Genomic DNA, 14,548 nt, shown 5'->3' with positions numbered 1-14,548 from the left:
GGCGCAGACGCAGTGATCAAGCTCTGGTCCCGCCCGCGATTGTCAACCTCCGTTCCCCCGCCGCCCGCTCAGCCTACCACTCCACGTAGCCGACGATCTTGTCGTTGATCATGATCGCGCGGTCCGGCACGACCGTGCCCGGGGCGAGATGCGAGCCATCCACATAGGCGCGCGTCCCAATCACGACCCCCTTCCCGACCTTGGAGCGGAAAACGACGGCCCAATCCTTCACCACCACGTCGTCCTCGATCCGGGTGAGTTCATGCGGGTCCGACCCGTCGTCCGGCCCGCCGTGCACGACCACGTGATAGCCGAAGGCATCGCGGTCCCCGATCGTGATGTCGGTGTGTTCGAGGGCATGAAAGGTGACCCGGTCCTGCAGGCGCCCCACGAGGCCGAAGTGGAAATGCTCTCCTTCGTCGGCACGGATCGCCACGTTGCGCCCCGCCTTGGCCTCGACGACCGACAGCGAGTCCGCCATGTCGACACCACCAACGATCCGCAGCTTGGAGTCCGGGCGAGACATCGCACTCCCGGCAAACTTCGGCTGGTCCGCATCGTGGTTGAAGTCCGAGTGCCCCGGATCGCGGCCCACGCCGCGCACCTGGGCCGGCGCCGTGTGGAACAGGTCGGTGTACCCGGCGGCAAAGCTCCCATTCACGTGCAGCACCCCGGCCATGAAGGCGCGGTCCGCGTCGGTCACGGGGGCCACCTTGCCCAGCGCCGGGTCATCGGCTTCCTGCTGCGTGCGGATCCACTTGCCCGGCAGCACTTTCTTGCCCCCGCGGATGATGATCCCCGGCGACACCTTGGCCAGGTGGGTCACCATGGCATCGGGCTCCACCATCGCGCCGTCGACGATGGAGTTAAATCCAACAAACGCAGACTTGCCGCCGCGGGCGCCGATCGACGCCGGGCCAACGATGGTCGCCCCGTGCGCGATGCTCACGTGATCCCCGATCACGACCAGCTTGCCGGAGACCATCACGTTGTCCTGGATGTTGGAGTCGTCCCCGATGGCGATGGGACCCAGCGAGCCGTCCAGCGCCGCAAAGGGCGCTACAAACGACCGGCACCCGATCATCACGCGCTCGCGTCCCTCAATCCGGACCGAAGGGTCGACAAACGACGCGAAGCCCGGGCCAGCCGTCTCCGGAAACACCGGACCCTCCGAGCGCATGGGCGACAGCGACGCACACGAGGAACTCGCGTCACCGGCTGGTGCGGCCCCGTGATCACCCTTCACGGCCGGCGCAGGGTGGGCGACCGCCCCATGGGCCTCCACCTGCGTCACCTTCTTGGGGGGCACCTTCTCGGGCGGATGCTGGGCAGCGGCGGTCGCCGGACACAGGACGATGGCGAGGAGGACGAGACGAGCGGTCGGCATGGGAGCGGATGCTGGAGGTGAAGGCCTGCCAGCCCCGTATCGGCCAACCCATCAAGCGTTCTTGAACCTCCATGTCAGGAAATCGATAGGTCCGTCGCGCAGCGTGACGGTCCCCGCCCGGGTCATGACTCCGCGTCGCCAGCGGCGCGCGCCGCCCGGTGCCGCGGCCAGAGTCTCGACGATCAGCGGCTGGGCGCCGACGGCGCCGTCAGCTTGAGGAGAGACAACGCATCCAGGCTGTGGCCGCCATACCGCGTGATCAGGTGGAGGTGCGGCCCGGTCACGCGGCCGGTCGCCCCCACGTCGCCGATCACCTGCCCACGGGCCACGGTATCCCCCTCCGCCACGCGATGCCGTGAAAGGTGCAGGTACGCGGTCGTCACGCCGGCTCCATGGTCGATGTACACCACGCGGCCCCCATAGTAGAACGCGCCAACGATTCGGACGACTCCCCGGTTGAGCGCGCGCACCGGCGCCCCCATGGTCCCCGCGTAGTCCGTGCCCAGATGGCGACTTTGCAGTGCGCCGTTGAACATGCGAGCACGACCGTATCCACTGGCTACGCGGGACGGCCGCGGGGCACGAAACGGGTCCTGCCAGAGGCGAGGCGTTGCATGCGCCTCCCGCGCGACGGCCCCGGCCCGTGCCGACTCGCGCGCGATGCGCGCCGCCAGGGTACTGTCGGGCGGGTCGACAAACCGCGGATCCACGCGAAGACGTTCCACGGGGTAGCTGGCGGGCGCGAGTGACACCTTAACCGTGCTCGTGGCCGTTGTCCCATTTCGGTCACAGGTCACGATCACCTGCCCCTCTGAGGCATCAATCGGCGCCGCAGCGAGGGCGCTCATGGCACCAAGGGAGTCGGCGCCCAGGTGAAGTGGCTCGCCAAAGGCCTCCGCACCGATCGGGCGCCCGACCACCCCCGTCAGGTGCACGCGAAAGAAGTGCCCCGGCGTTGGCACGGCGGGCGCGAGCTCGATGGTGCCACACCCGGCGTCTTGCGCCCCCGCCGTGGCCGCCGCTCCCATCACCCCCAGCACACCAACCAGGCCACGGAGCGTGGGCTCCCGCAGGTGCCGGCTCGACGCGTCGAGAACGTGGCGGAGGAGCGGAAAGCCGCGGTCGTACCTCCCTTCTGCGACCACCACCTCGCGCCGTCAGGACGCGACTTGCAGGTAGCTCCGTTCTTCAGCGAGGGCGATCAGCCGCTTCACCTCACCCAGCTCTTCCCGGTCAATCTCGCGCTCGACGAGGAGGTGCGAGATGAGGGCCGTAGCACGGCCCTGGAACAGCGAATTGGTGAGCTCGCCGACCATGGAGTGGCGCACGACCGGCTCGGTGACTTCCGCCTTGTAAATGAACTGGCGCCCGACCGTGCGGTGGCTGACGACTCCCCGCTTTTCAAGGCGCGTCAACAGCGTCGCGACCGTGGTCTGGGCCAGGCTACGGTCGGGCATCAGCCCTTCCTGGACGTCGACCACGGTACACTCACCCCGGTCCCAAAGCAGTCGGACGATGGCAAGCTGAAGATCGGTGAGGTGGACGGGGATCTGCATGGTCGGCTCTCACGGGCTGCGGGAACGAAACGGGGTGCACCTTCGACACCGTGGCCTGTACGACGGTTTGCGGGGCCGGGTTTCTCAGGGGGGCGCAGCAGGTCAGACCCCGGAGTTGCCCGGAGGGTCTTGGGGCTGGGACCATTCGTTTCGTACCGGTGGCGAGCGGTGGATTGACGGGTGTCACCCGCAGCAATGGCGGTGGTCACCCGGGCGGGAGGCGGCGAGCGCGCGGGGCGCGACCGCCTCCCGTCGGGCCGGGCCCGGCGGGAGGTCACCCGCCGAGCCCGCCAGCGCCTTAAGGGCGTTTCCGGTCGTACCAGTCCGTCCCCTTGGTATTCGACTGCAGGGCGTCATCGTTCACCCAATACGTCGGGCCAAAGGGCACCTGGCGTGGCCACACCTCATCGAGTGACATCGCATCGTACAGGCGGCCGCCCTTCATGACGAATTGCGCATCGGCGGTCTTCCGGATGTCCTGCAGCGGGTTCCCGTTAAGCACCACCAGGTCCGCCAGCTTCCCGACCTCCAGGCTGCCGAGGTCCTTGTCGGCCCCGAGGAACCGCGCCCCATGCAGCGAAGCGACCTCCAGGGCGCCGTGATTGCCTAACGCGGACGCGCCCATCCACAACTCCCAGTGCGGCGCCAGCCCATGGTGCTCCCCGTGACTGCCTAACGCGCCCCAGCCGCCCTCGGCGATGATGTCGGCCATCGCCTGTGCGATCAGTCCCCACGCATAGTCGGTCTTCGGACGCAGGGTGCGCACGCGGGTGTGCGGGACCAGCTGTCGCCACGGGAACCACTTGCGTTGCTTGGCGTCCTTCCAGACGTCGGACTCCTGGAACCAATACTCGATGCTCCACGCCCCCGGACCGGCGACCACCAGCGTCGGCGAGTAGGTCGCCCCCGCCTTGCCGAGGAACTTGGCCCCGTCCGAGTACATGGGGACCTCGCTGAAGGCGTGCTCCCAGGCGGTCTGTCCATCCATGATGAAGCCCAGGTTCTCGAAGAAGAAGCCGCCCTCCGAGGTCTCGTTCATCCCGACCTGGCGCGAGGCTTCCGCCATCCACTGGCGCTGGTCGCGGCGCGGTTGAGCGTACTGCTTGATGGAGACGGCCCCCCAGTCAGCCATCTTCTTCACCATCGCCAGCGCGTCCCGCGGGTTGTTGACCTCGTTCGCCCGCGCGGCGTCCCCCGCGGTGATGTTGTCGCCGGTGCTGAAGCCGCGCGGCCCGATCATCTCCCCGGCCTCGATCAACTCGGCGGTCGGAAACATGTTCTGCGAGTACATGGACACATCCAGGGTGGTCGTCACCCCGTAGGCGAGATAGATGGCCTGCTCGAAGTCGTGCCGAGGGCGCATCCCGCGCCACTCGCGATAGTGGTGCGCATGCATGTCGACGATCCCCGGAATGATCGTCTTGCCGCTCACGTTGATGACCCGGTCGATGCCACTCGTTGAGCAACGGCCCACGCAGGTGATGCGGCTCCCGGTGACGACGATCGTGCCGCGCTCGATGACTTCGCGCTTGTTGAGCGTGACGATGCGGGCATTGGTGAGCGCCACCGTCCCGGTGGGGACGGCACGCGGTACGCTGAGCGCCAGCTTCAGGGTATCGGTGCGGCCGGTGGTCATGTGGTGGACGTAGAATGCGACGCCGCTTCCGTACTCCAGGGTTGTGTTGTCGCGCCAGCGCGGGAACAGCCCACCGTCGCGCGTGAGCGCCGTGACGGGAAACTGCCCGCGACGCTTCTCGATGCGCTGCGCATCGCCGCCGATCCCGCCCCAGGCCATCGGGGCGACGTACACGTTGTCGCCTTCGGCAAACGCGACAAAGCGACCATCCGGCGAGGGGATGATCTCGTCCGCGGCGGGGAAGGAGAGGTGTTCCTGCTTATCGCTCCCGTCCGCTGCCACGGAGATCAGCGCAGTGCCACCGCGTGCTCCTGCCGATCCCGCGCGTTCCTCGGGCCAAAAGACGCGACCGTCGGGTCCCACCGAGGGCCGCGGCAGTTGTCGACGTGCCTCACCGCTGATCGCCATCCCACTTGGCCGATTGATCAGGGCGATGGCAACGCCCGAGTCACCGGCGGCGCCGGCGTTGGCATCAAAGCGCACGACGTCGAACCAGACGTTGTGGGTCATCGTGCGCCCCCGCGCGGTGGCACCCTCACCCCGAGCGACGATCACGGAGCGACCGTCGGCGCTCCAGACGGGGTCCGTGTAATCCCCGGGATCGCGCGTCAGCCGCTGGGGCATCCCGCCCGTGGCCGGCACCTTCCACAGGTGCCCGCGTCCGGTGTCATCCCAGGTGACAAACGATATCCAGCGCCCATCGGGTGACCAGGCCGGTGCGAACTCGAGCGGGGCGAATGGCGCTGCGGTCAATCGACGGGGTGTGCCGTTCGCGCCGTTTTGCGCGTAGACGCGCCCGATGGCCTGGAAGGCGATCGTGCGCCCATCGGGACTGGACGACGGCCAACGGAGGAACTTCGCCTGCACCGGGTCATCGCTGATGCGGAACTCCTTGCGGGCCATCTGCGAGAGGGTACGCTGCACCCGCGCCGTGAACGGGATGGTGTTCACCTGTCCCGACGACACGTCGACCCGTCGCAGCTTGCCGCCCTGCGTGATGAGGATCGATCGCCCATCGCGCGCCCACACGTAGCGCGGCAACACGCCGATGGTCTTGGAGCCGCTGCCGATCATGGGTTCGATCGGGTCCATGAGGAGGCGTTCCGCGCCGGTGCGCAGGTCCCGCAGCCAGAGGGCCGTGCGTGGCCCGAACTCATGCGTCTTGAAGCGCAGGGTGCCGTCCGGGATGTGCCGAGCGAACGCCAGCCACCGTCCGTCCGGCGATACCTCGGGCGCCGCCGCACCGCCTGACGAGAAGCGTGCGGCCGCCGCGCTGCCACTCTCTCCCGCCGTGATGTCGAGGCGCTCCCCGTCCTTGAAGGTGAAACGCCGGACCTGGCGCGTGCCCGACAAGGGCTCGCCGTCCTCGACGTTCATGCTCACCTGGTAATAGAGGTACTTCCCATCCCCGGACACACTCGGCCACTGCGGGGCGCCATTGTTCCCGCCCGTGCCAGCCGCGACCAGCGAGACGCCCTGGCCGCCGTCCTTGTGATACATCCACAAACCGCCTGGTGCAGGTGCGCCCTCCCCGCCGCCACGCCCGCCCTTCCGCACGATGATGTACTGCCCGTCGGGGGTCCACGTCGGCTCGAAGGCGGTCGCGTTGAGGTCGGTGAAGACCGGACGCGGGTTCGAGCCGTCCGCGTTCATCAGCCAGAGGTTGTATTGCCCGCGGCGGTCACTGATGAACGCAATCGTCCGGCCGTCGGGCGAGATACGCGGCTGGAAGTTCAGTGCGACGCCGCTGTTCTGCGTGAGCGCCGTCGCCTCACCTCCGGCCACGGGCATCCGATACACGTGACCCAGGAGGTCGAAGACCATCCACGACCCATCGGGCGCGAGGTCGGGCGCCATCCAGGTGCCCTCGCTCGTGGTGAAGTCGATCGAGCGCGTGGTGCCGCGCGCCTGGGTGACATCCCAGCGGGCGGTGTCGGGACGCGCCTGCGCAACGAGGGCCAGCGGGGCGAGGAGGGCAACGGCAAGGACGGGGCGGAGCATGGAGCGCGTTCCCTGGTGGTGGGGTCCGCGCGAACGTCGTCGCTGAACCACCGCGTCGCAAGTATTGGGAGACGGCCTCTCGATCAGGCCAGGAGCGGGTCTCCGCCGGACCTTAGCGGGGCCGGGCCGGCATCGTCCGCATGCACATAGCGAAGATCCCGAATCGCTCTTCGCCGGGACCGGGAACCCGCGCCTCACTCACGCGCCCCTCGGCCTCGGTCATGAGCGTGCCGTCGCGATAGACATTGAACAGGCAGTCCGCGCCACCCTTCCGATACCGGAGCGATGCCTCGTTGGGCGCATCGCGGGGATCCGGGGTGCGCGTCCAGCCGCTGGCGCGCAGTCGCTCGTAGAAAAGCTCGGCCGCGCGCTTCACGCCGTCCTTCGTGAGCCCAGCCGCGGTCACGCGGCACCCGACCACCTTCTGACCCGTGCGCCAGTCATCGATGGTATCTCGCTCCACCTCGGCGGCCATGCGGCGGTCCGTGGTCATGAAACGATGAGCCTCGACACAATACTGCGTGGGCTGTGCGCCAACGCGCGCCGCCACGAGCAGTGCCACCGTACCGAGGGCGAAAGCAGCGCGGAAACTCATGCGGAGAAGATACATCCCACCCCGACACGACCGGTCCCCCTTCGTGCGTCTGAGCCTTGCGCGGGACGCACGAAGCGGGCCGATCTGGGGAACTACCCTTCCTGGATCCCGAAAACCGTCGCCGCGAGTGCACCACCCACCAGCGGACCGACGAGATACAACCACAGCGCACTCCACGACCCGCCGCCCATCATCGCATTGATGATCGTCGGGCCGACGCCCACCGCTGGGTTGAACGCCCCGCCGGAGATGCCGCCGCCAGCGAACGCCGCCACGACCACGGTGAAGCCGATCGCGAGGCCGTAGAACGAATTCCCCTGCGTCTTCTTCGCCACGGCAACGTTGAGCACCACGAGGCAGAGGGCGAAGGTATAGAGGATCTCAACGAGCAGCGCGCCTAACGTGGTCGCGTCGGCACCAGGCATTGGGGCGAAGGTTTTGCCCGTGATGACGTAGACGAGGATCGATGCGACGAGCGCACCCAGGACCTGGCTGATCACGTACGGCACGTACTGCGACGACGGCAGCGCGCCCCGCATCATCGCCGCGAGTGAAACCGCCGGATTGTAGTGTCCCCCCGAGATGTGTCCACCGGCATACACCATGATCATCAACGATGCCCCGATCGCCAGCGGGGCGAACTGGGATCCGGCCGTCACGGTGAGTCCGATCGTGAGGACCAGGAAAAAGGTCCCGATGAACTCGGTGAGCATGTTCTTCATGAGGGGCTCCGTCTGAGGGGGTTGGGACGGGCACCACACGGGTCAGGGAACCCACCACGCCCCGTGGCTCACGGTCGGGCGCGCTGATCCTCCTCCCCGCCGCGGCACCCTTAGGCGCCGCCAATCTGGCGCGTCGGGGCGGACAAGGTAAGGGTTCGGTCCCGTGCACCGGTTCGCGAGACAAGCCGTTTACCGCGCCGTGACCCGAGGCAAGCGCCGCGGGCGGCACTCGCCGCATGACTCCTACTTCGCGCGCGCCTCGGCGTCCTTCAGCAACGCAGCACGTTGCTGGGGATCGATCAACCGGCCGTTCGCGACCACGGCAAACACGCGAGTGACGTTCCGGATGTCGACCAGCGGATTGCCATCAAGCACGACGAGATCGGCGACCTTGTTGACACCCACGGTCCCCATCGAGTCCACGGCGGCGTAGAAGCGGGCGGGGTTAAGGGTCGCCGTTTGGAGCGCTTGCAGCGGTGTCATCCCGATGGCCACGAAGTGGGCCAGCTCATCGTGGAGCGAGGAGCCGGGGAAGATCCACGGATTCGACAGGTCGGTGCCGGCGAGGAATTTGACCCCGGCACGGTGCATGAGGCGCCCGATCTCGAGCTGGCGTGCGTAGATGCGCTTGCGATCGGCCCAACCCTGTGGTGTGATCGCGCGGAAGCGGAAATCCTGCTTGGGGTCCCACGACGCACTGAAGAACTTCGGGATGTAGGCGAGTCGCGGGTCCTGCTTGAGGGTGCTGTCGTCCAGGTAGGCGACCGATCGCAGCACCGTGAACGTCGGCACGAGCCAGGTCTCGCTGCGCGCGACGCGGGTCGCGAGCGCGGCGCAGCGTGCCGCATCGAACGTCTCCACCTGAATACTCAGCTGTGCGCGGCCCATGACCGCTGCCGAGTCCCAGCTCTTGGGGGACGCGACCGCATCGCGATACTGCTGCCGCAACTCGGCCTCGCGCGACGAACACGCCGTCGTGAACTGCTGGAGATGCTCGATGGTGCGCATCCCCTGCGCCACAGCCTCATCCACGGTCACGAGGCTCGGCACGTGGCCTGCGAAGTGGAGTCCGTTCCGCTTGGCCTGCTCGCCGGCCGCGCGGAACTCCTCCTCATTCAGCCGCGAGTACACCTTGATGAATGCCGCCCCCGCTTTCGCCAACGAGTCGACGGCGCGCCGTGCGGCGTCCGCGCCCTTGATGCCGAGGCTCCCCGGCCAGATCGCCGGGGCGGCGTCCAGGATGTGACCTGAGATGACCGTGCGGGGACCGACCACCTCGCCCCGCGCGATGGCCGCGCGCATAGAGTCCGCCGCAGCGAGCTGCCCCCACATGTCACGCATTCCGGTGACGCCGTTGGCCACGAGCACGGGCTGGAACAGGCGATCGATACCGAAGCCGGTGGCGTGCACGTGCATGTCCCAGAGCCCGGGGATGACAAAGCGCCCCGTGCCGTCCACCACGCGCGCACCAGCCGGGACGCGCAACTGCCCCGTGGGCCCGATCTCGCGAATGCGATTTCCTTCGACGCGAATGGATTGACCCGCGCGCACGCGCCCCGTCTCGACGTCCACGATCGAGGTGTTCGTGATCACCACCGGTGCCTGCGCACCGGCCACAGGAGCCGCAGCGAAGGCCGCGCCCCAAAGGAAGCGTCGCATCATCGGATCAGGTACCACGCCTCCTGGCGTGGACGGTGAAAGACCCACCCGTCATCGGTCAGGTGGGCGTCGTCTTCCATCATCACAAACAGTTCCTGTCCGCCCCACTCGGGCACCGGCGTCCGCGTATTTAGCTCGATCGAGATATACGACCCCTTTCGCAGCCGCTTGCCCGACGCGCCGAGCTCGGGGCGCTGCGCCGAGCGGAAGTCGATCGCCGCGCCGAGTCCGTGACCTTGTGCACCGATCGGGTGCGAATACACCTGCGCCGTGATCCCCAGTCGCTTCATCTCGGCCATCGTGGAGTCGTACACATCGGACACGAGCGCGCCCGGCCGCGAATACTTCTTCATCACCACATCCTGCAGCGTGTTGGTGTTCTTCATCGCCGCCTTGAGCCCCGCCGGCACATCGCGTTCGCCGGGCTTGAGCACGTACGCCATCTTCTGCCAGTCGGTGTCAAAGCCCATCGCGGTCACCCCAAAGTCCAGATGCATCACGTCACCACGCTGGATCGTGGTGCTTTCTGGCGCCACGGCAAGGAACCCCCGCGAGGTGGCCTTTCCCATCCCCGGGCGTTGCACGCGCAGGTCGGGCTGGAACCAGGTCCGGACTCCGGCGGCGCCAAGTGCATCGTACAGCCAGTTCCGGACGTCACCAACCTTGGTCTTGCCCGGCACGATGACCTCACTGGACAGCGCACGGCGCGCCAGCACCTCCGTGAGGTGCACCACCTTGGTGTAGTACTCCATCTCTTCCGGGATGCGCGTGTCGAGGTACTCCTCAATGAGGTCGGCCGCACTCACGACACGTTGCTGCCCCTCCGGCCCCAGCTGGTTCACCAGGTCGACGTAGGTGTCGCGCGTGAGCGATCGGGTCACCCCGCGGCGTCCGCCGTAGTTCATCGCCACGCGCTTCGGCCGGAAGCGATCGTACAACTCCGGCAACACGATGTTGATCGGCTTGGGTTCGTCCGGCGACTCGAACCAGCGCTTGAGGTTGTCCTCGGAGTAGCCCGTCACCGCCACGCGCTTGAGCGTCGCGCCCCCGGTGTCGACGAAGATGAAGAAGTCCCGGTTGCCGGTGTACGGGCGCGGTGGCGCGATGTACTGCGTGACGGGGTCGTCATGGAACTCCTCATTCACCACGATCCACATCTGGATGTCGTGGCGACGCATCATGTCGAGGAGCATGCCGTGCCGCTTGTTGAGCCAGCCCTCCCGGATGGCGATCTGCTGGGACCAGGGCGGCAGGGTGGGCAACTCGGGCGTGCGCACGGGGGCCGTGCGACGCATGGGGCGGTCTTGCGCCGTCGCCATGGCGGGGATGGCGAGCGCGAGGAGCAGGGATCGGGAAGTCATGCGTCAAGTATGCCACCGCGGACCCTCGAGGGGGACCGGCCGTTGACCCCCGCCGGTCGCTCCGGTAGCGTCACCCGAGATCCGCCCCCCGACACCCGACCCGCCATGCGTCGCCTTATCGCCCTCAGCGCCCTCGCACTCGCTCCCGCCGTTCCGGCCCAGCCGCGTGATCCGGGGGCTGCCGTCCTCGCGTCCCTCGATGCGAAGGCCGCGCAATACGCCGGGATCGCCAAGCAGATCTGGGGCTTCGCCGAGGTGGGGTACCAGGAGGTCCAGTCGAGCGCCTTGCTCCAGTCGCAGCTCAGGCAGGCGGGCTTCGCGATCCAGGCCGGGGTGGCCGACGAACCGACCGGCTTCATCGCCTCCTATGGAAGTGGCAAGCCCGTGATCGGGATCGTGGGTGAGTTCGACGCGCTGCCCGGCTTGTCGCAGGATGCGACGCCGTTCAAGAAGGCAGTCATTGAAAACGGAGCCGGGCACGGGTGCGGCCATCACCTGTTTGGCACGGCGTCCACGGCCGCGGCGATCGCCGTCAAGGAATGGATGCAGGCCAACAACATCCGGGGCACCCTCCGCTTTTATGGGACCCCGGCGGAGGAGGGTGGCTCAGGAAAGGTCTACATGGTCCGTGCAGGCCTCTTTAAGGACGTGGACGCCGTCGTCGCCTGGCATCCCGCCGATCGCAACCAAGCGGACGCCAACTCGACCCTCGCCAACGTCTCGGCCAAGTTCCGGTTCCGCGGGGTGTCAGCCCATGCGGCGATGGCCCCCGAGCGCGGACGCTCGGCCCTCGACGGCGTCGAGGCGATGACGCACATGATCAACCTGATGCGCGAACATGTCCCGCAGGAGACGCGCATCCACTACGTCATCACCAACGGGGGGCGCGCCCCGAACGTCGTGCCGGATTTCGCCGAGGTGTTCGTGTACGCCCGGCACAACGACATGCGCATCTTGGACGGGATCTGGGAGCGCATCATCCAGGCGTCCAAGGGCGCAGCGTTAGGCACCGGGACCACGGTCGAACAGGAGACGATCGGTGCGGTGTACAACGTGCTGGGCAACGAGTACCTGACGCGCGTGCAGGAGAAGAACCTCAAGCGCGTAGGCGGCTACACCTACACACCGGAGGAGCGGGCCTTCGCGGAGGAGGTCCGGAAGTCGATGACCGGCGACCTGCTCCCATTGGGAAGCGAGGCCACCGTGATTCCGTGGACCACGATGAGCGTGGACCCGGCCTCCACGGACATGGGCGACGTAAGCTGGACCGTGCCCACGGTGCAGCTCAGTGCGGCGACCTGGGTGCCGGGAACGGCGGCGCATTCGTGGCAGGCCGTGGCGGCTGGCGGGATGTCGATCGGCGCGAAGGGGATGATGGTCGCGGCGAAGACAATGACGCTCACGACGATGGATCTCTTCACCGATCCCCAGCACCTCGTGAAGGCGAAGGAGGAGTTCGATCGTCGTCGCGGTCCGGGGTTTGTCTACAAGACGCGGCTCGACCGGGACAAGCCGGCGCTGGACTACCGAAAGTAGGGCGCCGACTGGAGCCACCGGCGCTTCTCGCGCCCCCGTGCCTCGCATCGGGGGCTTCGAGACGACCGCCTTCGGTACATTCCTCTCCGAGACACCACGACCACCCACAAGTTCTCCGCGGAACCTCGGGTCGGCTCGCTGTCATTCCCCTCGCAACTGCTCCATGGCCCTGCTCGGCCTGAAAGACCTGACCCTCGCCTTCGGGGGGCCTCCACTCCTCGATCAGGCCACCTTCTCCATCGAACCGGGAGAACGCGTCTGCCTGCTGGGGCGCAATGGGGCGGGCAAGAGCACGGTCATGAAGCTGCTGGACGGATCCATCACGCCGGATCGCGGCGAGGTGGTCCGCCAGACCGGCGTCACCGTCGCGCGATTGGAGCAGGAAGTCCCAGCTGGCGTGTTGGGCTCGACGTTCGACGTCGTCGCCGCGGGACTCGGCGACCTCGGTCAACTGCTGGCCCGGTATCACCAGGCCAGCCATCGCGTCGCGGCGGAGGGGAGTGACGCGTCGCTGCGCGAGCTGGACCGGCTGCACCAAGCGCTTGATGCCGCCAGTGCCTGGCAGCTGCACGTGCGTGTGGAGACCGTCCTCGATCACCTCGGCCTCGATGCGGACGCACCGTTCGACGTGTCCTCCGGCGGTCGCAAGCGCCAGACGCTCCTGGCCCGCGCCCTGGTGCAGCAACCCGACGTCCTCCTGCTCGACGAGCCGACCAACCACCTCGATGCCGACACGATCGAGTGGATGGAGCAGCTCCTGATCGATCGCGGGACGACCCTGCTCTTCGTCACCCACGACCGGACCTTCCTGCGCCGCGTGGCCACACGCATCGTCGAGTTGGACCGTGGACGGTTGCGGGACTGGGGTGGCGACTACGACACCTACCTGGAGCGCAAGGCCGACGCACTGAACGCCGAGGACAAGGAATGGGCGGAGTTCGACAAGAAACTCGCGAGAGAGGAAGTCTGGATCCGGACCGGCATCCGCGCGCGTCGGACGCGGAACGAAGGACGGGTGCGTGCCCTCGAGGCCCTGCGCGTTGAACGACAGGGACGTCGCGACCGCGTGGGGACCGCGCGTTTGCAGGCGCAGGAAGCGGATCGCTCCGGCCGGTTGGTGGTCGAGGCGCAGGGGGTCAGTTTTGCGCGCGGAGAACGCGCCATCGTCCGTGACCTCAACACCACGATCATGCGCGGTGATCGCGTCGGCCTGATCGGCCCCAACGGGTCGGGCAAGACCACGCTCATCCGCCTGCTGCTCGGCGAACTTGCCCCGGACCGCGGGACCGTGAAGCTGGGGACCGGGCTGGAGGTCGCGTACTTCGACCAGTTGCGCGAACAACTCGATCCCGCGCGCACGGTGTTCGATAGCATTGCGGACGGCGCCGATTTCATTGAGCAGGGCGGATCGAGAAAGCACGTCCACGGGTATTTGCAGGACTTCCTCTTCCCTCCCCAGCGCGCAGGAACCCCCGTCGGCACCCTGTCGGGTGGCGAGCGCAATCGCCTGCTGCTGGCGCGGTTGTTCACGCGGAGCTTCAACCTCCTCGTGCTCGATGAGCCGACGAATGACCTGGATATCGAGACGCTGGATCTCCTCGAGGAGCTGCTCGTCGAGTTCACGGGCACGCTGATCGTGGTCAGTCACGATCGTGCGTTTCTGGACAACGTCGTCACGTCGACGTTGGTGCTCGAAGGGAAGGGCGTTGTTGGCGAATACGCCGGCGGATACGCCGACTGGGCACGTGTGCGCCAAGCCAGGATCGCCGAGACCGCGAAGCCTGTCGCGGCGCAACCGAAGGTCGCGGTCCCTGCCCCGGCCAAACGGCGCAAGTTGTCCTTCAAGGAGACGGCGGAGCTCGCCGCGCTCCCGGACCAGATCGAGGCGCTGGAGCGCGAGCGCGAAGGACTGTACGCTTCCCTGTCTGACCCGGCGGTGGCGCGTGACGTCGCCGCACTCACGCGCACGACGGCGCAACTGGCGTCGGTGGACGCCGCCCTGGCGGCACATCTCTCGCGCTGGGAAGCCCTCGAGACGATCGCGACAGAGATCGGGTAGTCATCCCGGAACGTCGCCCAACACCGCGCGAGCGGC

At 67.6% G+C, this 14,548-nt stretch carries 10 protein-coding genes; 2 read left to right on the top strand and 8 right to left on the bottom strand.

Annotated features, from left to right (window positions below):
- Window positions 1–73 precede the first annotated feature (73 nt).
- The 8 genes from IPK85_09550 to IPK85_09515 form a co-directional block, all read right to left on the bottom strand.
- On the bottom strand, window positions 74–1,387 hold the full coding sequence (locus IPK85_09550) for a hypothetical protein (GenBank protein ID MBK8247626.1): 1,314 nt from the start codon (window positions 1,385–1,387) through the stop codon (window positions 74–76).
- 182 nt (window positions 1,388–1,569) lie between these two features.
- Entirely contained in the window at window positions 1,570–2,535 is a 966-nt protein-coding gene (locus IPK85_09545; GenBank protein MBK8247625.1) for a M23 family metallopeptidase, read from the bottom strand.
- Between the two features lie 9 nt (window positions 2,536–2,544).
- Window positions 2,545–2,943 (bottom strand): BlaI/MecI/CopY family transcriptional regulator, encoded by a 399-nt coding sequence (locus IPK85_09540; GenBank protein ID MBK8247624.1) that lies wholly within the window; start codon window positions 2,941–2,943, stop codon window positions 2,545–2,547.
- A gap of 298 nt (window positions 2,944–3,241) precedes the next feature.
- Window positions 3,242–6,580, bottom strand: coding sequence for a PD40 domain-containing protein (locus tag IPK85_09535; protein MBK8247623.1), 3,339 nt, complete (start codon window positions 6,578–6,580; stop codon window positions 3,242–3,244).
- Between the two features lie 112 nt (window positions 6,581–6,692).
- The gene (locus IPK85_09530) at window positions 6,693–7,175 is read right to left on the bottom strand and encodes a hypothetical protein (protein MBK8247622.1); all 483 of its coding nucleotides are present in this window, start codon (window positions 7,173–7,175) and stop codon (window positions 6,693–6,695) included.
- A 92-nt stretch (window positions 7,176–7,267) separates the two neighbouring features.
- Entirely contained in the window at window positions 7,268–7,897 is a 630-nt protein-coding gene (locus IPK85_09525) for an aquaporin family protein (protein ID MBK8247621.1), read from the bottom strand.
- Window positions 7,898–8,140: 243 nt separating this feature from the next.
- Window positions 8,141–9,559 carry an amidohydrolase family protein gene (locus IPK85_09520; protein MBK8247620.1) on the bottom strand — a complete coding sequence of 473 codons (1,419 nt, stop codon included), beginning with the start codon at window positions 9,557–9,559 and terminating at the stop codon, window positions 8,141–8,143.
- Entirely contained in the window at window positions 9,556–10,875 is a 1,320-nt protein-coding gene (locus IPK85_09515) for a M24 family metallopeptidase (protein MBK8247619.1), read from the bottom strand. Before IPK85_09515 ends, IPK85_09520 begins: the two co-directional genes overlap by 4 nt.
- A 147-nt stretch (window positions 10,876–11,022) precedes the next feature.
- Between IPK85_09515 and IPK85_09510 the strand changes: the two genes are divergently transcribed.
- Both IPK85_09510 and IPK85_09505 read left to right on the top strand, forming a co-directional pair.
- Complete coding sequence (locus IPK85_09510) at window positions 11,023–12,453, top strand: amidohydrolase (GenBank protein MBK8247618.1); 1,431 nt, start codon at window positions 11,023–11,025, stop codon at window positions 12,451–12,453.
- A 163-nt stretch (window positions 12,454–12,616) separates the two neighbouring features.
- Complete coding sequence (locus tag IPK85_09505) at window positions 12,617–14,512, top strand: ATP-binding cassette domain-containing protein (GenBank protein ID MBK8247617.1); 1,896 nt, start codon at window positions 12,617–12,619, stop codon at window positions 14,510–14,512.
- Window positions 14,513–14,548: the final 36 nt, after the last annotated feature.

This window comes from Gemmatimonadota bacterium (assembly GCA_016712265.1).
Lineage (GTDB): Bacteria > Gemmatimonadota > Gemmatimonadetes > Gemmatimonadales > Gemmatimonadaceae > RBC101.
This window is presented reverse-complemented; position numbering and strand designations above follow the sequence as displayed.